17 protein-coding genes are annotated in these 23,875 nt (G+C 32.9%); 7 read left to right on the forward strand and 10 right to left on the reverse strand.

What is annotated here, in order from left to right; all coding sequences use genetic code 11:
• Window positions 1–47 precede the first annotated feature (47 nt).
• On the reverse strand, window positions 48–2,681 hold the full coding sequence (locus BUE10_RS05110) for a valine--tRNA ligase (protein WP_073482864.1): 2,634 nt from the start codon (window positions 2,679–2,681) through the stop codon (window positions 48–50).
• Window positions 2,682–2,935: 254 nt separating this feature from the next.
• On the opposite strand from BUE10_RS05110, the gene BUE10_RS05115 reads away from it, so the two are divergent.
• Window positions 2,936–3,316: a DUF1573 domain-containing protein gene (locus BUE10_RS05115; protein WP_073483069.1), complete on the forward strand. Its 381-nt coding sequence runs from the start codon at window positions 2,936–2,938 to the stop codon at window positions 3,314–3,316.
• 129 nt (window positions 3,317–3,445) lie between these two features.
• Here the strand turns inward: BUE10_RS05115 and BUE10_RS05120 are convergent, their stop codons facing one another.
• The 5 genes from BUE10_RS05120 to BUE10_RS05140 all read right to left on the reverse strand — a co-directional run bounded on the left by BUE10_RS05120 (window position 3,446) and on the right by BUE10_RS05140 (window position 11,284).
• Window positions 3,446–3,931, reverse strand: coding sequence for a hypothetical protein (locus BUE10_RS05120; protein WP_073482866.1), 486 nt, complete (start codon window positions 3,929–3,931; stop codon window positions 3,446–3,448).
• A gap of 151 nt (window positions 3,932–4,082) precedes the next feature.
• A complete protein-coding gene (locus BUE10_RS05125) occupies window positions 4,083–6,212 on the reverse strand; it encodes an OmpA family protein (RefSeq protein WP_073483071.1) in 2,130 nt (709 codons plus the stop codon).
• Between the two features lie 10 nt (window positions 6,213–6,222).
• Window positions 6,223–7,152 carry a PorP/SprF family type IX secretion system membrane protein gene (locus BUE10_RS05130; protein WP_073482868.1) on the reverse strand — a complete coding sequence of 310 codons (930 nt, stop codon included), beginning with the start codon at window positions 7,150–7,152 and terminating at the stop codon, window positions 6,223–6,225.
• A gap of 19 nt (window positions 7,153–7,171) precedes the next feature.
• Entirely contained in the window at window positions 7,172–9,799 is a 2,628-nt protein-coding gene (locus tag BUE10_RS05135) for a gliding motility-associated C-terminal domain-containing protein (protein ID WP_073482870.1), read from the reverse strand.
• Window positions 9,800–9,958: 159 nt separating this feature from the next.
• Complete coding sequence (locus BUE10_RS05140; protein ID WP_073482872.1) at window positions 9,959–11,284, reverse strand: PDZ domain-containing protein; 1,326 nt, start codon at window positions 11,282–11,284, stop codon at window positions 9,959–9,961.
• Window positions 11,285–11,406: 122 nt separating this feature from the next.
• On the opposite strand from BUE10_RS05140, the gene BUE10_RS05145 reads away from it, so the two are divergent.
• From BUE10_RS05145 to lgt, 6 genes are all read left to right on the forward strand, one after another.
• Window positions 11,407–12,603, forward strand: coding sequence for a pyridoxal phosphate-dependent aminotransferase (locus BUE10_RS05145; protein WP_073482874.1), 1,197 nt, complete (start codon window positions 11,407–11,409; stop codon window positions 12,601–12,603).
• Window positions 12,604–12,806: 203 nt separating this feature from the next.
• A complete protein-coding gene (folE, locus tag BUE10_RS05150; protein WP_073482876.1) occupies window positions 12,807–13,478 on the forward strand; it encodes a GTP cyclohydrolase I FolE in 672 nt (223 codons plus the stop codon).
• Between the two features lie 88 nt (window positions 13,479–13,566).
• A complete protein-coding gene (locus tag BUE10_RS05155) occupies window positions 13,567–13,932 on the forward strand; it encodes a four helix bundle protein (protein WP_073482878.1) in 366 nt (121 codons plus the stop codon).
• 80 nt (window positions 13,933–14,012) lie between these two features.
• Window positions 14,013–15,491 carry a cysteine--tRNA ligase gene (gene cysS / locus BUE10_RS05160; protein ID WP_073482880.1) on the forward strand — a complete coding sequence of 493 codons (1,479 nt, stop codon included), beginning with the start codon at window positions 14,013–14,015 and terminating at the stop codon, window positions 15,489–15,491.
• Between the two features lie 21 nt (window positions 15,492–15,512).
• Window positions 15,513–15,752 carry a membrane protein insertion efficiency factor YidD gene (yidD, locus tag BUE10_RS05165; RefSeq protein WP_073482882.1) on the forward strand — a complete coding sequence of 80 codons (240 nt, stop codon included), beginning with the start codon at window positions 15,513–15,515 and terminating at the stop codon, window positions 15,750–15,752.
• 66 nt (window positions 15,753–15,818) lie between these two features.
• A complete protein-coding gene (gene lgt / locus BUE10_RS05170) occupies window positions 15,819–16,778 on the forward strand; it encodes a prolipoprotein diacylglyceryl transferase (protein ID WP_073482884.1) in 960 nt (319 codons plus the stop codon).
• An 18-nt stretch (window positions 16,779–16,796) separates the two neighbouring features.
• Here the strand turns inward: lgt and BUE10_RS05175 are convergent, their stop codons facing one another.
• The 4 genes from BUE10_RS05175 to gyrB all read right to left on the reverse strand — a co-directional run bounded on the left by BUE10_RS05175 (window position 16,797) and on the right by gyrB (window position 23,737).
• On the reverse strand, window positions 16,797–17,453 hold the full coding sequence (locus tag BUE10_RS05175) for an acyloxyacyl hydrolase (protein WP_073482885.1): 657 nt from the start codon (window positions 17,451–17,453) through the stop codon (window positions 16,797–16,799).
• Window positions 17,454–17,537: 84 nt separating this feature from the next.
• Window positions 17,538–20,528: a protein translocase subunit SecDF gene (gene secDF, locus BUE10_RS05180; RefSeq protein WP_073482887.1), complete on the reverse strand. Its 2,991-nt coding sequence runs from the start codon at window positions 20,526–20,528 to the stop codon at window positions 17,538–17,540.
• Window positions 20,529–20,755: 227 nt separating this feature from the next.
• Window positions 20,756–21,691: a malate dehydrogenase gene (mdh, locus tag BUE10_RS05185; RefSeq protein ID WP_053470983.1), complete on the reverse strand. Its 936-nt coding sequence runs from the start codon at window positions 21,689–21,691 to the stop codon at window positions 20,756–20,758.
• A gap of 105 nt (window positions 21,692–21,796) precedes the next feature.
• Window positions 21,797–23,737 (reverse strand): DNA topoisomerase (ATP-hydrolyzing) subunit B, encoded by a 1,941-nt coding sequence (gyrB, locus tag BUE10_RS05190; protein ID WP_073482888.1) that lies wholly within the window; start codon window positions 23,735–23,737, stop codon window positions 21,797–21,799.
• Window positions 23,738–23,875: the final 138 nt, after the last annotated feature.

Genomic DNA, 23,875 nt, shown 5'->3' on the forward strand with positions numbered 1-23,875 from the left:
AGGAAAACCTGTCGGGTTATGATATCATAATTCAAGAGAATTGATTCTTATTTCAAACCAGCTAAACTCTGCTCGATTGTAGCAATTTTTGCTAAAGCATCGGCTTGTTTTTGTTTCTCTATATTTAAAACTTTTTCCGGAGCTCCGTTTACGAATTTTTCGTTTGAAAGTTTTGCTTCTACAGATTTCAGGAATCCTTTTGTATAATTCAATTCTTCTGTCAGTTTTGCAATTTCTGCTTCAACATCAATATTTCCTGTAATCGGAATGAAATATTCATTTGATTTTACACGGAAAGATAATGCACCGTCAACTTTTGCAGAAACATATTCAAAAGCAGAAACATTTCCTAATTTTGTTACGATTGAATCAAAATGCGTTGTTAAATTCTCACTGTTAATCGCTTTTAATTCGATAGTATCTTTAAACGGAATATTTTTGTCTTTTCTGATGGTTCTAATTCCAGAAATTACTTCTGTAATATTATCAAAATCAGAAATTAAATCAGCATTAAATGGTTTTAATTCCGGCCAAGTTGAAACAATCAAAGCCTCTTCTGGAGTTCTGTCGGCAATTAACTGCCAGATTTCTTCCGTTAAGAAAGGCATAAATGGGTGAAGTAATTTCAAATTACTTTCTAACATTTCGATTGCTTTATCAAACGTTGCTTTATCAATTGGCTGTTGATACGCTGGTTTAATCATTTCTAAGAACCAAGAACAGAAATCGTCCCAAACCAATTTATAGATTGCCATAAGAGAATCTGAAATTCTGTATTTCTCAAAATTATCTTCAATGTCAACTAAAGTCTGCTGTAATTTCGCTTCGTACCATTCGATTGCCACTTTTGATGATTCTGGCTGTGGAATTGTTTCTGAAACTTCCCATCCTTTTATTAATTTAAAGGCATTCCAGATTTTATTTGTGAACGATTTTCCCTGAAGGCATAATTCTTCATCAAACATAATATCGTTTCCTGCAGAAGCGCTTAAAAGCAATCCTACACGAACACCATCGGCACCAAATTTATCGATCAAATCTAAAGGATCAGGAGAATTTCCTAATGATTTAGACATTTTACGACGTTGTTTATCACGTACTAAACCTGTTAAATATACATTTGTAAAAGGTTTTTCGCCAGTATATTCATAACCTGCGATAATCATTCTGGCAACCCAGAAAAATAAAATATCCGGACCTGTAACTAAGTCGTTTGTTGGATAATAGTATTTGAAATCCTCATTTTCAGGATTTACAATACCATCAAAAACTGACATTGGCCATAACCATGCAGAAAACCAAGTATCTAAAGCATCAACATCTTGTCTTAAATTGTCGATTGTTAATTGTTGATTGTTAGTTTTTTCTTGTGCTAATTTTAAAGCGTCTTCAATGTTTTCAGCAACAACGAAATCTTCTTTTCCATCACCATAATAGTAGGCAGGAATTCTGTGCCCCCACCATAACTGACGAGAAATATTCCAATCGCGAATGTTGTTTAACCAATGTGCATAAGTATTTTCGAAACGTTTTGGATGTAATTTAATATCTCCCGTTTCTAAAACAGATTTAATTGCAGGTTTTACCAATTCTTCCATTTTCAAAAACCATTGATCTGATAATCTTGGTTCGATTACAGCTTTAGTTCTTTCAGATGTTCCTACTTTATTTAAATGGATTTCGGTTTTTGCCAAAGCTCCAATTTCTTCCAGTTCTTTTGCAATTTCAGTACGAACTACAAAACGGTCTTTTCCTTGATAATGTAATCCGAAGCTATTTAATGTAGCATCTTCATTAAAAATATCAACGATTTCAAGATTGTGTTTTTCACCTAATGTTTTATCGTTCATGTCGTGCGCAGGAGTTACTTTTAAACATCCTGTTCCGAATTCAACGTCTACATACTCATCTTCTATAATAGGAATTACTCTGCCGCAAATAGGAACGATTGCGCTTTTACCTTTTAAATCTGTAAAACGCTCATCGTTTGGATTGATACAAATTGCAGTATCTCCAAAAATTGTTTCCGGACGAGTTGTGGCAATGGTCAAAAATTCCTCAGTTCCTTCGATTTTATATTTTAAGAAAAAAAGTTTTCCTTGTTGTTCTTCATAAATAACTTCTTCATCAGATAAAGTCGTTTTTGCTTCCGGATCCCAGTTTACCATTCGGTATCCTCTGTAGATTAATCCTTTGTTGTATAAATCAACAAAAGAATGAATTACAGCTGCCGACATATCTGGATCCATTGTAAATTTAGTACGTTCCCAATCGCATGAAGCTCCTAATTTTTTAAGTTGTTCAAGAATTGTTCCGCCGTATTTATGTGTCCATTCCCAAGCGTGTGCCAAAAATTCTTCACGAGTTAAATCGTTTTTATTTATTCCTTCTGCTTTCAATTTAGCCACAACTTTTGCTTCAGTTGCAATAGATGCGTGATCCGTTCCCGGAACCCAGCAGGCATTAAAACCTTTTAAACGTGCTCTACGAATTAAAACATCCTGAATAGTATTATTCAACATATGTCCCATATGCAAGACACCAGTGACGTTTGGAGGCGGAATTACAATAGTATACGGCGTTCTATGATCTGGTTCTGAATGAAAATAGTTGTTTTTCATCCAGTAATCATACCATTTGTTCTCAATCGTCTTAGCGTCAAATTGTGCTGGAATTGTCATTTATTAGGTTGTTTAATCGTTTAACTGTTTAATCGTTTTTTTGTTTAACTGTTTAATTGATTTTTGCTTTTTCAAATCATCAATCGATTAAACGAATTAACGATTAAACAATTAAACAGAAAAATTGGTTCAATTTTTGTAATTGTAATTGACAGCAAAAGTAAATAATTAAGTACACTATAAAAAGCGAATTAATAATTTGTGTGTTAATTAAAAGAATGTATATTTACTTACAACTTAAAAATAATTTCAAGATGAAAAATGTTGCCTCTTTTATTGCTGTCGTATTGTTTAGCGCAATAGGTTATGCACAAAATGGCCCAAAAATTGAATTTGCAGCCCCGGACAATACAATTGATTATGGAAAAATTTCTAAGACTGATAATGGAGTTCGCTCCTTTGAGTTTACTAACACCGGCGATGCACCGCTTTTAATTATTGGCGCAGAATCGACTGTTAGTTCTATAGTTGTTACAAAACCTGCAGCAGCTGTAATGCCTGGTAAAAAAGGAAAAATTGATGTTAAATATAACATGACAGCTGGTCCAATTCGTAAAACAATTACGGTTGAAACCAACGCTGTAAATTATCCTGATGGCCGCGTTGCCTTAAAAATTAAAGGTGAAGTTTTATAACAAAAATTAAATCTAATAAATAGTAAAAGCTGTTTCTTAAATTTAGAAACGGCTTTTTTTATGGTTATATTTTCCAAAATTAAACCCGACAGGTTTTAAAAACCTGTCGGGTTTAGCAATCTTTCTTCTTTATTTCTTCACAGCACATTCAGCTGTATCAAATTTATATTTTACACTAATAAAATCGATAGGTTTATCTTTTACTAAATAAGTAACTCCCATTGTAGTCTGCATTGTTCCGTTTCCTAAAATAAGCTGTTTGTCTTTCTTTAAAAATGCCATTGGATTTTTAAACGTTTTGTCTTTAGTTGCTAAATCCTTAAAAGTATAATCTGCAAATAAAGTATCTCCATGAAATTCACCCTTAATTTCACCAGTTCTTACTGTTGAAGGCGCAACTTTCATAATCATATTTCCACTTAATTTTCCATTTTTTAAAGTGTTAAGCTTTAATTGAAGAGTATCTTTTTCATATATTGCCTGATAACACTCCGTTTTTACAACTATTTCAGCATCAGCTTTTGCTGTTTCTATTTGTTTTTGTTTTTCTTCATTTTTACAGCTTTGAAATCCAATGCAGATAACAAGCAGACAAGGTAAAACTAGGTTTTTCATATTTCAATATTTTGTTTCGAGGTTATTTTATAAAATTAAATAAAAAAGAAGCCAAGAAAAAGATTTTATGAAACTTTTCTATAAAAATAAAACCCGACAGTCCCGAAGCTTCGGGATAAAAACCTGTCGGGTTTACTATGCTTCAAAAAAATTATAAATTCTTAATTACAAATTCAGATCTTCTGTTTAATTCATGTTCTTCTTCAGAGCACGCATCATCGGTTTTACATTTTACAATTGGCACCGATTCTCCGTAACCTTTAGCGGTAACTCTTTTTGCATCAATCCCGGATTGTATGATAAACTCTCTGGTTGAATTAGCTCTTTTTTGAGATAAATTTTCATTGAATTTTGCATTTCCACGAGAATCTGTATGCGAACCAATTTCGATTACCATTCCCGGATATTTATTCATCAGCGCCACAACTCTGCCTAAAACAACTTTTGATTCTTTACGAATGTACCACATATTGTAATCAAAATAAATTGGGTCAGTTTTAATAATTAATCTGCCTTTATCTCTTACAACATCTTTTTCCTTCTCTAAAATTTCTTTTACTTTTTCATTCTTTTTAACTTCAGCTGCCACAATTTCAGCTTCTTTCGCTTTCTTCTCTTTCTGCTTTAATTCTAGAGCGGCAAGAACTTCTTTTTTCTTGTTTTCTTCTTCTATAATAATTTCCTGCTGTCTTTTCTTTTCAACATTTTCTTTTTCTTCGAGTTTGATTTTTTCCAAAGATTTTAATGCTAAAGAAGCGTCATTTTCTTTATCTCTGATATTATCTAAAGTTACCGTTTTAGATTCATTTGTATATTTTTCTTTAAAAGCCGAAACTTTATATGAAGCTTCACAAGGAACTCTAAAACTAAACTTTCCGTCTGCAGAAGTTGTTGCTGTATTGAGGGTTTTATTATTTGAATCCTGCAGTATTACGGTTGCATTTTCTAAAACCAATTTAGTATCGATATCTGTAATAATACCTGCAATCAATTGATGACAATCTTCAACAATTAAATCTTTAGTTTCTTTAAATTGATAAATATCGTCGCCACCCTTTCCTCCTTCTCTATTTGAGGCAAAATATCCTTCTTTAGTTTCAGAATCGATATTGAATGCAAAATCATCTAAATTTGAGTTTAACGGAAGTCCGATATTTATTGGTTTTGAATATTCATTTCCGTTTATTTCTGAAACAAAAACATCCAAAGATCCATAACCTAAATGCCCATCAGAAGAAAAATAAAGTTTATTATCTGCGGAAACAAAAGGAAATTGTTCTCTTTTATTGGTATTAATTTCGGGGCCTAAATTCTTTGGGGTATCAAATGCGCCTTTGTTTATGTTTACCGAATAAATATCAAAAGAACCTATCGAACCCGGCATATCTGAAGCAAAATACAATACTTTTTCATCAGCACTAAGTGCTGGATGTTCTACAGAATAATTTGGACTGTTAAACGGAAGCGATGTGATGTTTATCCATTTTCCGCCAACTAATTCAGCCTTGAAAATTTGAAGATTTGAAATTTTCTTGTCGTCTTTCTTTTTCTTTCCGTTTTTAGAATTATTTCTGGTAAAATAAATTGTTTTGCTATCTTTTGTAAAAATGGCATTTGATTCGTGCATTCCGGTTTTTAATTCTTTGGCAAAATAATGCGTAATAGAATCAGCTGCATTAATATTTTTTAGCGGAACTGTAACCAAATTTAAATAGGTTTCACCATCCCATTTAAATTTTTTATCAAATATTCCCGGCTTTAATTTAACGCCTGCAAATACTAAATTGTCTTTGTATTTTACAGCTCCAAACTCCGAATTTGGTGTATTTATTGGCAGATTTTTTATTTCAAATCTTTTTCCAATTGCTGAAACATTTTCTAGAGTTTTAATGTCTTTTTCGAAATTAACAACGTCTTCCGGATTTGATGATTTTGCATAATATTCTTTTAAAACAGTATTTGCATCGTTATAAGCATTTGTTGCTTTTAGAGTTTGTGCATATCTAAAATAATATTCTTTGTCTAAATTGTCATTATAATTTTGAACCAAAAGACGATAATAGCGTTGTGCTTTTATTAAATCATTTGTATAATAATAGGAATCTGCAAGGTTTTTTATTACTTCTTGCGATGGTTTTTCTTCGGCTAATTTTTCATATAAAATAATAGCTTCGCTGTAATAAGTTCTATCAAAAAATTTCTTTGCTCTAATCAATTCCTGATCTTGGGCATTTATAAACTGTATTGAAAATACGAATATAATAACGAGTAGTTTTTTCATATTTTTCATTTTAGAAGAATCTTGGTGATTTATCAAATCCTTTGCCTAATAAATCTAAATCAAAAAGCAGCATAATTTCATGCGTTCCCGAATTAAACTGACCTAAATTTGTAAGTGTATAATCGTACGCATAACCAACTCTCAAGGTAGGTGTTACATTAAAATTAAACAAAGCACTTACCGAATCGTCAATTCTATAAGCTGCACCAAGTTCAAACTTTTCATTGTACAAAACATTGGCTGTTAGATCTATTGAGATTGGCGCTCCTTTTACGAATTTTGTCATAAATGCAGGTTTCACTTTCCACATATCATTTACCTGGAAAACATATCCTGCGGTTAGAAAAGTGTGAATATTTTCAGCTCCAAAAGCATTTACTCCCGATTTTTCTTCAATATATTTTGTCTTCAATAAGTTAGGCACAGAAAGTCCAACATATAAATTGTCTCTAAAATAATAAGCTCCAACTCCAATATTTGGTTTAGTAGCATTTATGTTTTCGGCGAAAGCCATATCTGTAGCAGGATCATTAAACTTAAATCCATTAAAATTAGTCTGCATTGATGATAATCCAGCTTTTAGACCAAGAGAAAGTTTATTTTTTCCTCCTAATTTTAGAACGTATGCAAAATCAGCATAAATATTGTTTTCTTTTTTAGCACCATCACCAATATCATCTGATATAAAGGAAAACCCGGCTTCAACTTTATCAGAAATCGCCGTGTGACCAAAAAAGGTAAAAGTTTTTGGCGCGCCCACTGCACCAACCCACTGTGTTCTGTACAATCCACCAAAATTCATCATAGCCGGAACTCCGGTCGCATATGCAGGATTCACCACGCTCATATTGTACATATAATGTGTGTATTCAGGATCTTGCTGCGCGGAAACTGATGTTATATAGAAGAAGAAAGTTATATAGAGTATTATTTTTTTCATTTGAAATTTATATTAAAAATTATCGATTTAGATAAAGACGTCCTTGTTGAGGGGGTCTGTTGTCTTTATTAAAATAGAGAATGTAAAAATATACTCCGTTTGGTGCTATTCCTCCTCCAATTCCACTTTGCTCATAATTTATTCCGTCCCATGCCGGCTTATTTTTAAAGCCTTTATACATTCCGTTTCCATATCTATTAAAAATTTCCAGCGAATAATTTGGATATAAAAAATCGATGTCCGGGATAGTAAAAGTGTCGTTAATTCCATCTCCGTTTGGAGAAAATCCGTCGGGAACAAAAAATGTATATTCTGGAGAATCACAAACTATTAATGAAACCGTAACTGAAATATTTTCTTGTGAAACGCAATTTAGTGTCGACGAAAAATCAAATCCATAATAAGTCGCCTTATCTACTAAAGGAGTTGTAGACGAAAGCAAGTTTCCACTATTTGGTGCATCATACCAAACAACTGTTGAAGGTGATCCTGTATTATTTGACAAATCAAGAATTGTTGGATTGTCTAAACCGCAAAAGTTTTGCCCGTCCTGATTTAGAGTTGGTGCTGGTATATCATTTATTGTTACAGTAATTTGAGCCGCAGGAGATACGCAGCCAGCCGCTGAAGTTTCCTTAACAAAATAATCTTCCGATTTTAAAACATACGTATTTGGAAGAGGTGTAACTTCGGTCGCAGAAATATACCATTTATATTGAACTCCCTGAGGCTGCAAATTTGCAATTGTAGATTGATCTTTTTTACAAAATTCCTGATTATTTACTAATGGTGCTGCTGGAGTTGGATTTAGCATAAAAGCACCTGATATTCCTGTTACATCACTTTCACAAGTGGTTATATTGTTCTTTATTTTAATAATAGAAATTGTTGTTGAACCAGAATTTACCAGCAAATTTGATGGAATAACAAAACTAGAACTTCCATTTACTGGATTTAGAACGACAGTTTCTACATTAGAAATATTACTTCCAGAAAGTTTATAAGACAAGGTAACATCAGTCAAAGTCTGAAGGCCCAAAACATTGACAGTTACTTCTTCACCAAAACATACATTTTGAATTTGCAATCTTAAAAGTGAACCATTTGGCAGAGGATTAATAAGAATCTCGCCTGATAAATTGGCTGCATTAACACATTGCGAAACTACATGTGTAATGGCTGTAATAGTTACAGTAGTAGTACCACTTCTTGAGTTAAATATTTCTGGTACAACAAAAGTTGCATTTCCTCCCAATACAGTAATTCTAGTTACTTGAGAAGATACATTTGTTGCTCCTGATAATTTATACACGATATCATAATCTCCATCTGCCAGCTTTACAGCGTTTGAAATCTGGATTACAGCATCTTGATCTTGGCATGTTACAGCAGGAGTAATTACTGCTCCAGATAAATCTGGAATAGGATAAATAATTAAGTCATCTGATAAATTATTTATAATATTTTGACATGCTTGAGCACTATTGGCAGGATAAATTTTTAAAATATTTACTGTAAAAATTCCAACTTTGTTAAAATATATAGAATTAATTGGAAAGGTAAGAACTCCATTTACAAAATTTCCACTAACTTTTTCTGATCCCGAATGACCTGAAACAATAAATTCTACAAAATAAGTACCGTTAGGAATATTTGCAGGTCCTTTTGTTATCGTTACATTATAAGTTGCTGTTGAAATTTCTGTTTCGCATATATCGGAATTAACTTCAACAATTGCTCCTGTAAAATCAAGTTTATCTTCAAGGCGGATAATCAATGTGGTTTGATCATCTGCACATATAGGATTTGTTGACGGGACTACATAATTGAAACCATAAGTTCCAGCACCGTATGTATTATAAATCCTTTGAATATTAACATTATGATCTCCTTTAAAAGTTAACTCACCAGTATTACCTTCTCTCCAGTAGCCTCCTGCATCATGACCTGAAATTAAACTATATAAATCAAAGTCTGTGTATCCAGATAGACCATCACTTGCACATAAAATTAAAGGTGTTGCTTGTCCTGAATCAGGTGCCCTAAAAACAGTTACTATAGCCGTTGATGACATAGCAGGACAGGTTCCTATTGCGGGCATTGTATATGTAAAATAAAAAGTTCCTTCTAGATCTTCAACATTCACGGAAGATCCAACAACATTTTCATTTGTAGTGTCATTGTGCCATTGTCCATTAAATTGGGGACTTACATCGACTCCGTTAAACGCTTGAAAAAGATTAAAATTAACTACAGAACTACAAACAGAAACATTCGGTGAAGTAACCCCAGAATAACCGCCTATAGTAACTGTAATTGTTGCCGAATTATCAATACACCCAGCATTTCCGGTAACCGTATAAGTATAACGATATATACCACTTGCTCTAATTACCTGAGCATTCAAAATTCCTGTATTTACATTTAATCCTCCAGAAGAATTATCATCCTCCCAAACTCCGCCTGCGACAGGAGATCCGCCTAGAAGTGAGAATAAATTTATTGTTTTGCTGCTGGGATTAGGAATATCACAAACAGTAAAAGCTGCATCATCACCTGCACATTGAGCATTAACTATTTGGGGCAAAAATGATAAAAAAACAAAAAATAAAATTATACGTAAGAAATCATTGTATTTTTTGGCCATAAACTGCTATTTTTTGATAAACTTAATAAATTATTAATGTTTGTTAAACAAAAAAGTAGTTTTAACACTTATTTTTTCACAAAATTCAAACAATTTTAAAAATCATTATTGAAACAAAACTTTTTAATCTAAAAAAATTAAAGAATCATAATCGATATTTTACAACTCATCTTCAAGCCTAAATCTAAACTTCAAAATCAAGCTATTACGCTCTACTTCAAGATTAATCCATTTATCTTCTTCTGATTTCAAAAGCTGATTAATTTGCTGTAAAGAATATTTATAAGGCCGCTCACCATTTATAGATGTAATAAGATCACCCTTTTGCAACCCACATTTTTCTGCAGCAGATTGTTTTCTAATATTGACAATCTCATAAACAGGCTTTAAAGAAAATTTATATCTAAAATTTCCACCGTTATTTTGGTTTGGCTCTCCTTCGTTTAATGACACAGCAACCTTTACAGTTTCTAAATGAACCGTTTCCTGAACCCACTGCAGTCCATTATGCTGGATTGTAATTCCACTTTTATTATAAGTAAAAGGGTCTTTAAACTTGTGGTTTTTTTTTAGGTACAGTTTTTTATCTGCATAATCTAAAACTACTGTAAACCGCTTTAAGATTTCTCCACCTACAGAACCAATTCGGTCCGGAACCATCTTTACATTTCTGATAGATGTCGAATCTGGAAAAGCTACAATCGGTTTCTTAAATTCAAATTCATCAATTATAAATTTTTGAATTCTGGCACGATGCCCTTCAATATCACCACTAAAACCTTTTCCAAGAAAATCAGGAAAATTTCTCTTTGGAAGTTTTATTTTATTATTTTCAAAGATCCAAAAAGCGTCACTATTACCAATATCAATTAATAGTTTTGCAGGAATTTCTTCATTGTCTACAACTGCAGTCGTGTAAATATAAGGCTTAGATTTTTCAATTGTAATAGGAATTGCTTTAAATTTTTTATCTAATTTTTTTCTAATAGATTCATTATTTGAATACACAATAACTTTCCGCTTTTCATAATTCACTTCTACAATATTGTTTTTAAAGAATTTATGTCCAATAATTCCATTTACCGGAATACCAATATGAGACGAAAGATTAAAACTTTGATCTAAAATTACAAACAACATGTGGTTATCAGATCTTAATCCGTGTGTTTCAAATGTGTTTTTTGTCGATTTAAGTCCTTCAATTTCACTTTCAGAACCTAATCCTCTAAGTCTGATTTTTTCGACGTTATTAAATTTAACCTCCTGCATTTCATCCATACTAAATAAAATAGTTTCTTCGACGCCGGAATCTAACAAGAAATTCAGCTCGATTCCGTTTACTTTAATCGGAATAAAAATGAGATTATTTATCAATTTAAAAGGGATTACAGCCTTTTGTTTGTTATTTTGGATAATAAAACTATCCTGAGATTTTACATAAAAAGGTAACAATAACCCAAAAAACAACACAATATATTTTTTCATTGACAATATTTTATTATAAAATTAGTAAATATATTTATTATTGTTAGATTTTTATAAGTCTATACATTGTTTACGTTAAATTCGAAAAAAAAATGCAAATTTGCACTTCAATAAAAAATCTCATGCCAACAATTTCAAGCAAAGGCAGAAACATGCCCGAATCACCGATACGTAAGCTTGCTCCTTATGCAGATTTAGCAAAGCAAAAAGGACACAAAGTGTATCACTTAAACATTGGTCAACCGGATATCAAGACACCCGAAGTGGCCATCGAGGCGGTAAAAAATATTGATTTAAGTATTATAGAATACAGTCCGTCAGCCGGATATGAAAGCTACAGAAAAAAATTAGCAAAATTTTACCAGCGCCAAAATGTAAACGTTAACTCAGAAGACATCATTGTTACAACTGGTGGTTCTGAAGCCCTTTTGTTTGCACTGGCCACAATTACAGACCCTGGAGATGAAATCATTATTCCAGAGCCATTTTATGCTAATTATCACGCATTCGCATCTTCTACAAGTGCAACCGTAATTCCTCTTGTTTCGACTATCGAAACGGCATTTGCTTTGCCAAATATCGAAGAAGTCGAAAAGTTGATTACACCAAAAACAAAAGCAATTTTAATCTGTAATCCGGGTAATCCAACTGGATATTTATATTCAGAAGCTGAAATTAAACAATTAGCTGGTTTAATTAAAAAATATGATTTGTATTTAATTGCTGACGAAGTTTATCGTGAGTTTTTGTACGATGGCGATGATGTGCATTATTCTGTAATGAATCTAGAAGATGTACAGCAAAACGTAATCATGGTCGATTCGGTTTCAAAACGCTACAGTATGTGCGGTGCAAGAATTGGATGTTTGATTACTAAAAATAAAGAAGTACTGGCAACAGTAATGAAATTTGCTCAGGCGCGATTGAGTCCGCCAACTATTGAGCAGATTGCATGCGAAGCTGCAATTGATACTCCGCAAAGTTATTTTGATGAAGTAATTGGTGAGTATAAAGAACGTCGAGACACTTTAATTTCAGAATTAAATAAAATTGAAGGTGTAGTTGTAACCAAACCAAAAGGTGCTTTTTACTGTATTGCTGAGTTACCTATTGCAGATTCTGATGATTTCGCTCAATGGCTTTTAGAAAGTTACGACTTAAATGGCGAAACAGTTATGATTGCTCCTGCAAAAGGATTTTATTCGACTCCTGGAATGGGATTGAATCAGGTTCGTATTGCGTATGTTTTGAATAAAAAAGACTTAGTAATTGCTGTAAATATCTTAAAAGAAGCACTTTTAGTATACAATAGCAAATAAAAAACAAACGAAACTTAAACTTTCAAAAGACAATAGCCATTTGTGTTATTGTCTTTTGTATTTTAAAGAAGTCACAATTAGACCAATTTTAAATTATATCCAAAAAGGATCAATTAAATAGTAAAAACCATAGAAAAGGTTTCCTATTTATTAATTATCTTTACCCCCTTAAAAAGATATACCCATTATAATAGTAGTTTTTAATGATAAATAACGAAGATTTTTTAGACGAAATAGGTGACAGTCATTTCAGCAGTAATGCAAAAAACCCTCTAAGAGTGGACGCATTTGACATAACTGATGAGGAAAAAATAGAAAAAATTAAAAAAGATGTTGAAAACATTCTGCAAACTCTTGGAATGGATTTGACAGATGACAGCATAAAAGGTACTCCAAACCGAGTAGCCAAAATGTTTGTAAAGGAGATTTTTGGTGGTTTAAACCCTGCAAAACAGCCAAAAGCTTCAACTTTTGAAAACAATTACAAATACGGTGAGATGTTAGTAGAAAAAAACATTACTGTTTATTCTACCTGCGAACACCATTTACTGCCAATTATAGGACGTGCTCACGTTGCTTATATTTCAAGCGGAAGAGTTATTGGTTTATCAAAAATGAACCGTATTGTTGAATATTATGCCAAAAGACCTCAGGTTCAGGAGCGTTTGACAATGCAGATTGTTCAGGAACTTCAAAAAGCTTTAGGAACAGAAGATGTTGCCTGCGTTATCGACGCAAAACACCTTTGTGTTAACTCAAGAGGAATTAAAGATATTGAAAGCAGTACAGTAACTTCTGAATTCGGTGGAAAATTCAAGGATCCTCAAACAAAAAGAGAGTTTCTTGACTATATTAAATTGGAAACCCATTTTTAGTTTAATCGTTAATTTGTTTAATCGCTTCATCACTAAGTCTTAATTTTCGATTAAACGATTAAACAAATCAACAATTAAACAGAAAAGAATGTACATTTTTTCTTTTGAAAAACTAGAAGTCTGGCAGAATGCAAGAATGTTCATTTTGGATATTTATAAATTAACTAGTAAATTTCCATCAAATGAATTATTCGGAATAACGTCTCAAATAAAAAGAAGCTCGTCATCAATTGCTACTAATATTGCAGAAGGAACTTCGAGAAACACAAATAAAGATAAAGCTCATTTTTTAACGATCTCCTATTCATCAGCGATGGAAACTTTGAATCATTTAATTATTTCAAAAGATTTAAATTATGTATCTGAAATAGAATATGTAGAATCTCGTGAAAAAATTGAAAAAATCTGTAATCAGATAAATAGTTTAAAAAAATATTATCTTTCCAAAGAATAAAACGCAGCTAATTAAAAAACAATAAAACGTTTACACGATTAAACAAATCAACAATTAAACGGTTAAACAGAAAAATAAATATGCCTTTATATACAACGCAGCCACTAAAAATATACAATTCACTTTCGGGTGAAAAAGAAAATTTCAAACCAATCCATGAAGGAAATGTTGGAATGTATGTTTGCGGACCAACGGTTTATAGCAATGTGCATTTAGGAAACGTAAGGACTTTTATGTCTTTTGACGTAATTTTCAGGTATTTTTTACATCTGGATTATAAAGTTCGTTATGTTCGTAATATTACCGATGTTGGTCATATTGTAGATGATGTTGATGAAGGTGAAGATAAAATTGCTAAAAAAGCACGTTTAGAGCAGTTAGAACCTATGGAAGTTGTTCAGCGTTATACTGTTGACTTTCACGACATTTTAAAAGCTTTCAACTTTTTACCTCCAAGTATTGAGCCAACTGCAACCGGGCATATTATTGAGCAAATCGAAATCATCAAAAAAATCATTGATAACGGAATTGGTTATGTTGCCAACGGATCTGTTTATTTTGATGTTGTAAAATATAACGAAACCAATAATTACGGAGTTTTAAGCGGCAGAAATATCGAAGATATGCTTGCTAACACTCGTGATCTTGATGGTCAATCTGACAAAAGAAACCCGCAGGATTTTGCTCTTTGGAAAAAAGCAGAACCAGAGCATATCATGAGATGGCCTTCACCTTGGAGCGATGGTTTTCCGGGCTGGCACTTAGAATGTACTGCAATGAGCACTAAATATTTAGGAAATCATTTCGACATTCATGGAGGTGGAATGGATTTAAAATTCCCGCATCACGAATGTGAAATCGCTCAAAATGAAGCTTGCACAGGACAATCGCCGGTAAATTACTGGATGCACGCCAACATGCTTACGCTTAACGGAAAGAAAATGGCAAAATCTACCGGAAATAATATTTTACCAGGAGAGATTTTAAGTGGAGATAATACTATTTTAAGCAAAGCCTTTTCTGCTTCAGTAACTAGATTTTTCATGTTGCAGGCGCATTACAGAAGCATTTTAGATTTCTCTGATGATGCCATTACAGCTGCTGAAAAAGGATACAAAAGATTAATAGAAGCTCTTGAAGCATTGCCAGCAATAACAGCCGGTACTTCAAGTTCTGTTGATTTTTCTGCATGGAAACAAGCTTGTTATGATGCAATGAATGATGATTTTAACACGCCAATTTTAATTGCGCAGTTATTTGAAGGTGTTCGTTATATCAATTTATTAAAAGAAGGAAAAGAAACTATTTCTGCAGAAGATTTAAAATTATTTTCGACAGCTATAAATGCTTTTGTTTTTGATGTTTTAGGTTTAAGCGATGAGAAAGCTGCTGACAGCAATAATGATAAATTAGAAGGTGTTGTAAACATGCTTATCGGAATGAGAAATCAAGCGAGAGCAGATAAAAATTTCGCTCTTTCAGATCAAATTCGAGATCAGTTAATTGCTTTAGGAATTCAGCTTAAAGACGGTAAAGAAGGAACGAGTTTCTCTATTTAAAAGACAAAATTCTAATAAATCATGAAAGTCATTACGCCATTTGTTTTATTAGTACGCTTTTATCAAACTGCGATTTCACCTTTTACACCAGCCTCATGCAGGTTTGAGCCAACGTGTTCAACTTATATGATTCATGCATTGCAAATGCACGGATTATTCTACGGAGGATATTTAGGAATGAAACGAATTTTAAGCTGTCACCCTTGGGGAAGAACCGGATATGATCCCGTTCCCGAAAAGAAATGTTCACACAAACATTAACTTTATATAAAGACTTGCTCCACATTTAATATTTATTTTTACAACATATATAAAACATTACTCTATATGACACAGCCTTTAAACATCGTTTGGAATCCTTCAGAAGGAATAGATTTAGGATTTTTTATGATTCGTTATTACAGTTTAATGTTCGTAATTGCTTTTGGTTTAGGATGGTTCCTAATGAAAAAGATTTTCGAACGCGAACATGAATCGTTAGATAAATTAGATTCTTTATTTGTCTGGACTGTTTTAGCAACGTTAATTGGAGCTCGTTTAGGCCATGTTTTCTTTTATGATTGGGAATATTTTAGAAATCATATTCTTGAAATATTTTTACCAATTAAAGAAAATCAAAATGAAACACTCTTAGGTTTTATAAAAGGTTGGGAATTTACAGGTTTTCAAGGTTTAGCGAGTCACGGTGCTGCAATTGCTATTATTGTTGCCATGTATTATTACAGTAAAAAAATCTTAAAACGTTCGTTATTATGGATTTTAGACCGTGTAGTAATTCCTGTTGCAAGCGGTGCTATTTTTGTTCGTTTGGGCAACTTTATGAATTCAGAGATTATTGGACATGAAACTACATCGGCTTTTGGAATTCGTTTCCTACATGATAAATTCAGCAAAGCAGAAGCAGTGAACGCAACTCAAATCGCAAATCCAAAAGACGCCTATACTGCAATAGCAACAGATCCTAAATTTGCTGATTTATTAGCACAAGTTCCTGCAAAACATCCAACGCAATTATATGAAGCTTTTTGCTACATTTTTGTATTTGCAATTTTATATTTCTTGTATTGGAAAACTAATGCAAGACTTAAGTCAGGATACTTATTTGGATTATTTTTAGTTCTTTTATTTGTTGTTCGATTTATAGTTGAATTTGTAAAAGAAAGCCAGGGAGGTATCGAAGAAGAATTAGGTTTATTCTCAACCGGACAATGGTTAAGTATTCCTTTTATCATAATCGGTCTTTTCTTTATTATTAGAGCACAAAGAAACCCTTTAGCGACTTCTTAATAATTAAATAAGAATCTCTTAAAATATAAAAGTCCAGTATTTCGAAATACTGGGCTTTTTTTTATGTGGATATGAAATCCCAAACTCTATATTTTTAGTATTGTAACCTGCATTCGTACTACTTAATCCTGCATTAGAAACATGCCGTATTTCAGGACGAATATCAAATTGGACCTTCTGTACCCTAAAAGAAAAACCAAGCGCTAAAACGTCTGCAAAAGCAAAACCTTTAGACATTCTTTCAGTTTCCGTGTCTGTAATCATTGGACCAACACTTCCCAAAACATAAAAGGAACAACTTTTATTAATCGGTTTCCGAATTAAAAAACCAAGATTCAATACATATTCCCGCACATCTTTTAACTTTGTATATTCATCTCTTTTTTCTTGATAATCCGGAGTTTCGGGTTTAACAAAATAAAAATTCAACAATTGATGTTTGGCAAAATTAATTTCGGGCTGAACCAGAATTTCATATTGAAAATGTTTTGTCTCTTTCAATCTATAATATAACTGCGCTTTATAAAAGTGATTTTCAAAAGTGTAATCTTTATTATTGAATTCACTTCCAAAACCATAATTAAAACCAATTGAGAATCGCGAATTAACTTCTTGTGCGGTAATTTTTAAAACACTGAAAAAAAGCAATAAACATAAAAGTAATTTTCTACCCATAAATCATTTTAAAGTTCATTAAATATAATACAAAAAAAGATCCAGCTTTCACCGGATCTTTTTTTATATAGTTTAAGCAATTAATTATGCTTTGTTATGCTTGTCTTCGATTGTGTGTTTATCAGCAGAAGAAATCGAGTCAACCAATACTGGTGTAGCGATAAATAATGATGAATAAGTACCCACAATAATACCAATTAACATGGCAAAGATAAATCCTCTGATTGATTCTCCACCGAAGATAAACATCGTTAATAACACAATGATCATCATTAATGAAGTATTCAATGTTCTAGATAATGTAGTATTAATAGAAGCGTTTACGATATCTTCAAAAGTACCTTTACGGTTTCCGATGATGAACTCTCTAATTCTATCAAATACAATTACAGTATCGTTCATAGAATAACCAATTACCGTAAGAATAGCAGCAATAAAGTGCTGATCCATTTCCATGTGGAATGGCATGAATTTATAACATAAAGAGTAAATTCCTAATACAAAGATTACGTCATGCGCAACAGCTGCAATCGCACCTAATGAATACTGCCATTTACGGAAAGAAATCATTAAGTATAAGAAAATAACTGCCATTGCCCCAAGAACTGCCCAGTATGAGTTTGTTTTGATGTCTTCAGAGATAGAAGCTCCAACTTTAGAAGCTTGCAATACTCCAACTTTTTTACCATCAAACGAGTTGATAAATTTATCGTAAGTTGTATTTGGGAAATATTTAATTAATCCTTTGTATAACTTTTGGTTTACTTCTTCATCGACAGCAACACCATCTTCTTTAATTTTATATTTAGTTGTGATTTTCAATTGATCATCATCACCTAAAATTTTAGCTTCAACCGGAGTTCCGAATTCAGCAGATAATTCATCTGATACTACAGTAGCATCAACTGGTTTTTCAAATTTAACCTGGAAAGTTCTACCTCCAACAAAATCAACACCTTCATCTAATCCGTTAACGAAGAAGATAGAAATTAAACTCACAACTACTACAATTGAAGAGAAGATATAAGTGAATTTTTTGATTTTAATAAAGTCAAAGTGGAAATTAGTAAACCAGTTTTTAGTAATGTTTGTAGAGAAAGTTAAATCTCCTTTTCCAGCAATGTTTCTGTCAATGAAAATTCTAGCAATAAAGATAGAAGTAAACAATGAAGTTACGATACCAATAAGTAATGTTAAAGCAAAACCTTTGATTGGTCCTGTTCCAAAGATAAATAAGATCGCTCCAGTTAAAACGTGAGTTACGTTTGCATCAATAATAGAACGCATTGCACCATGCCATCCATAAGATGCAGCTACAGCTTCAGATAATGATTTACCTTCACGTAATTCCTCTTTTGCTCTTTCATATATAATAATGTTGGCATCTACCGCAGTACCTAGTGTTAATACGATACCTGCAATACCTGGTAATGTTAATACAAAACCAAAACTTGCCATAATTCCGAATAAGAAAAGTAAGTTCAATAATAAAGCAAGGTTTGCATACCATCCAGCTTTACCATAATAGAATACCATCCAAACACAAACTAATAAGAATCCTAATACAGATGAAATTGTTCCTGCATCAATTGCAGCCTGACCTAAAGATGGTCCAACAACAGTAGATTGGATAATATCGGCAGAAGCTGGTAATTTACCTGCATTTAATACGTTAGCTAAATCTTTAGTTTCAGCAACATCAAAAGAACCTGTAATTTCAGATCTTCCTCCGGCAATAGGACCACTTGTAACACCTGGTGCAGAATATACGATGTTATCTAATACAATAGCGATATAACCTTTTTGAGAGAAAGCTCTTCCTGTTAATTCTTCCCAAACTTTAGCTCCTTGGCTGTTCATTTGCATAGAAACAGCTGGTTTACCCATTTGGTCAAAAGTATCTTTTGCATCAGTTACAACACCACCGCTCATAGCTGGTACGTTATCTCTGTTACCTTTTAAAGCATATAATTCAACTGCTTCAATGTCTTTAGCGCTTGCTAAATCTTTTGCTTTAGGATCTTTTACAGTAGTTGGTTTACTCCAAACAAATTTTGCATTGTGTTGGTCAGCAGCCAATAAAATTCTAATTTCTGGTCTTTTGAAATAAGCATTGATTGCTGCAGTATCTTTTGTAGCGAAGTATCCTAAAACTGGACCGCCGCCTTGAGTGATCATTTTGTCAAATAAAGGATTGTTTCCTTTTTTAGTATCAACTGAATCTTTAGCATCAGTTAATAAAGCATTCAATGAATCTTTAGCAACTGTTTTAGTTTCTACTTTTTTAACTTCAGTTTTCTTTAAAGCTTCGTTAGCAGCAACTAAGAAGTTACCAACTTCTTCAATTTTATAAGTTTCCCAAAACTCTAATTGAGCTTTTCCACCTAATAATTTTTTAATCCTGTCAACATCTTTAGCACCTGGAAGCTCCACTAAGATTCTTCCTGTTTCTCCTAATTTTTGAATGTTTGGTTGTGTTACACCAAATTTGTCGATACGCTCTCTTAATACTTTGTAAGCACTTTCGATAGACTCATCAACTTTTCTTTTGATTACTTTTTGAGCTTGTGCATCTGTCATTTGGAAATCAATTCCACCTTCACCTTGTAAACTTCTGTTTGCAAAGATATCTGGCGAAGCCAATTTTGTATTTCCGTTTGAGTTAGCTTCAAAAGCTTCAAAGAATTTATTTAAATAGGTCTTATTTCCTTCTAAATTTGCAGTTGCATCAGCTAATGATTTATTAAAAACTGGGTTTTTAGAATTGTTTGCTAATCCTTTTAAAACGTCTTTAACAGAGATTTGAAGAATTACGTTGATTCCTCCCTCTAAGTCAAGACCTTTATTTAATTGTTTGTTTTTTACTTCATTATAAGTGAAGTCAGTAAAACCAAGATTAAACACTTTTTCTTTACCAATAGAATCTAAATATTTTAGCTCTTTATCAGGATTATCTCCTGCAAAAGCTTTAGCCTCACTTTTGACATTGTTTGCCACAAAAGTGAAAGATAGTTGGTAAATACTTACCAATGCAAATAGAATTGCGAAAAATTTAATAAGTCCTTTATTCTGCATTATTACTAAAAATTAATTATGTTTTATGTTTGTTTTTGGTTTTAAATCCCCTAAAAATAAGCCTTGACATGAGTTTTTAAAACTAAAAAATCGAGGTCACGAATTACAACATTTTTTTTAAATCGAGCAAATATATAATTAACGAAAACATTAACCAATTTATTTATTAATTAATCTCAAAAAAAAGACTGCAAAAGTGCAGCCTTTTTCTTTTTTTTCTGTTTTTATTATACTAAAATCGATTTTAGAGCATCATTCATGCCACGAACTGCATCTGCACTTTTGGCAAATAAAGCCTTTTCCTGGTCGTTTAAATGAATATCTACAATTTCTTCGATACCGTTTTTACCAATTATACACGGTACTCCTATACAAATATCATTTTGCCCATACTCTCCTTCTACGAAAACAGAGCATGCAATCATTTTCTTTTGATCGTTTAGGATACTATCTACTAAATAAGCCACAGAAGCTCCCGGAGCATACCATGCAGACGTTCCTAAAAGCCCTGTAAGGGTTGCACCGCCAACCATTGTATCTGCAGCAACTTTTTGAAGTACTTCTTCTGAAAGGAATTGCGAAACCGGAATTCCGTTATAAGATGCTAAACGTGTTAACGGAATCATAGTGGTATCACCGTGACCTCCAATTACCATCGCAGAGATATCATTTGCGGGTTTATCTAAAGCAAGGGAAAGATACGTTCTAAAACGAGAACTATCTAAAGCTCCTCCCATACCTATAATTCTGTTTTTTGGTAATCCTGTAGCTTTTAAAGCTAAATAAGTCATAGTATCCATTGGATTTGAAACTACAACTATTATAGTATCAGGAGAATATTTTAGTACATTTTCGGCAACTGTTTTTACAATTCCTGCATTTATACCAATTAATTCCTCCCTTGTCATTCCTGGTTTTCTCGGAATTCCTGATGTAATAACCACTACATCACTTCCGGCAGTTTTAGAATAATCGTTGGTTACACCAGATACTTTAGTATTAAACCCCGTATTTGTGGCACATTGTGTGATATCCAACGCTTTTCCTTCGGCAAAGCCTTCTTTAATATCCAACAACACTACTTCGCTGGCAATTCCTCTATAAGAAATAACGTCTGCACATGTAGCTCCAACATTTCCTGCTCCTACAATGGTAACTTTCATATTTTATACTTTATCGGTTATTAATTTGTTTGTTTTATAAATTGACAATTCGTTTAATCGTTTAAGTAAATTTAAACAATTAAACGAATTGAAAGTTAATTTTTATTAGGCATCGATATTTGCGTAAACTGCATTTTTCTCGATAAATTCTCTACGTGGTGGAACTTCGTCTCCCATTAACATAGAGAATACTCTATCTGCCTCTGCAAGACTGTCAATTGTAACCTGACGTAATGTTCTGAAGTTTGGATCCATTGTGGTTTCCCATAACTGCTCAGCGTTCATCTCTCCAAGACCTTTATAACGCTGGATAGCTGCACTTCCTCCCATTCTTTCATTCGCCTGATCACGCTGTACATCGTTCCATGCGTATTCTTTTTTATTTCCTTTTTTAACTAAGTATAAAGGTGGTGCTGCAATGTAAACGTGACCTTCTTCAATTAGTTCTTTCATGAAACGGAAGAAGAACGTTAATATTAAGGTAGAAATGTGACTACCATCGACATCGGCATCACACATGATGATTACTTTATGATATCTTAGTTTTTCAAGATTTAAGGCTTTGCTGTCTTCTGCAGTTCCTACAGTAACTCCTAAAGCGGTAAATATGTTTCGAATCTCTTCGTTTTCAAAGACCTTATGATGCATCGCTTTTTCCACATTCAAAATCTTACCACGTAATGGTAAAATCGCCTGAAAGTTACGGTCACGACCTTGTTTTGCGGTTCCACCAGCCGAATCTCCCTCGACAAGGTAAACCTCACATCTTGCAGGATCCTGTTCAGAACAATCTGAAAGTTTTCCTGGCAATCCACCGCCGCCCATAACGGTTTTACGCTGTACCATTTCACGTGCTTTTTTCGCCGCGTGACGTGCCTGAGCAGCTAAAATTACTTTTTGAATAATGATTCGGGCATCATTTGGGTTTTCTTCCAAATAATTCTCTAACATTTCTCCAACTGCCTGAGATACAGGAGAAACCACTTCTCTGTTTCCAAGCTTTGTTTTTGTTTGTCCTTCGAATTGAGGTTCAGCAACTTTTACCGAAATAATAGCTGTTAATCCTTCACGGAAGTCATCTCCCGCAATTTCGAATTTCAATTTATCTAACATTCCGGATGCATCTGCGTATTTTTTAAGGGTTCTTGTTAAACCACTTCTAAAACCTTGTAAATGCGTCCCTCCTTCGTGTGTATTAATATTATTTACATAAGAGAAAATATTCTCTGTGTAACTTGTATTATAAATTAAGGCAACCTCAACCGGAATTTCACCTTTTTCATGATCCATGCTGATTACGTGAGAAATAATTGGCTCACGGTTTCCATCTAAATAACGAATGTATTCTTTAAGACCTTCATCAGAATGGAAAACTTCGCTTTTAAATTCGCCTTTTTCATCTACTTCTCTTTTATCTGTAAACGTAATTGTGATTCCTTTGTTTAAGAAAGAAAGCTCACGCATACGAGCAGACAACGTATCATAAGAGAACTCTGTAGTTTGTGTAAAGATTGTATTATCAGGATAAAAAGTCTGACGTGTACCTCTTTTTTCTGTTTCTCCGATTTGTTTTACCGGATATAATGATTTTCCTCTTTCGTATTCCTGCTCGTAGATTTTTCCATCTCTAAAAACAGTCGATTTCATGTGAACCGAAAGTGCATTTACTACAGAAACCCCAACACCGTGAAGTCCTCCAGAAACTTTATAAGAATCTTTATCAAATTTACCTCCGGCACCAATTTTAGTCATTACAACCTCAAGTGCAGAAACTCCTTCTTTTTTATGTAAATCAACTGGAATACCACGTCCGTTATCTTCAACTGTAATAGAACCATCTTCATTAATTGCAACACCAATAGTATCACAATGTCCGCCCATCGCCTCATCAATAGAGTTATCAACAACTTCATAAACCAAATGATGCAGTCCTCGAACTCCTACATCTCCAATATACATGGATGGACGCATTCTTACGTGCTCCATTCCTTCTAATGCCTGAATACTATCTGCTGAATAATTGTTCTTCTTGATCTCTTCGCTCATATAATTTATTCTAAAAAATGTATTTACTGTCTAACACGCAAATATATAAAAACGCAGACTATATACCCATAAAATTCCGACTTAAAGCACTTAAGTTATCAACACAATTGTCTTAAAAACCAAAAAATAATTCTAAAA

Origin of the sequence: Flavobacterium sp. CF108, assembly GCF_900129795.1 — a bacterium.
Lineage (GTDB): Bacteria > Bacteroidota > Bacteroidia > Flavobacteriales > Flavobacteriaceae > Flavobacterium.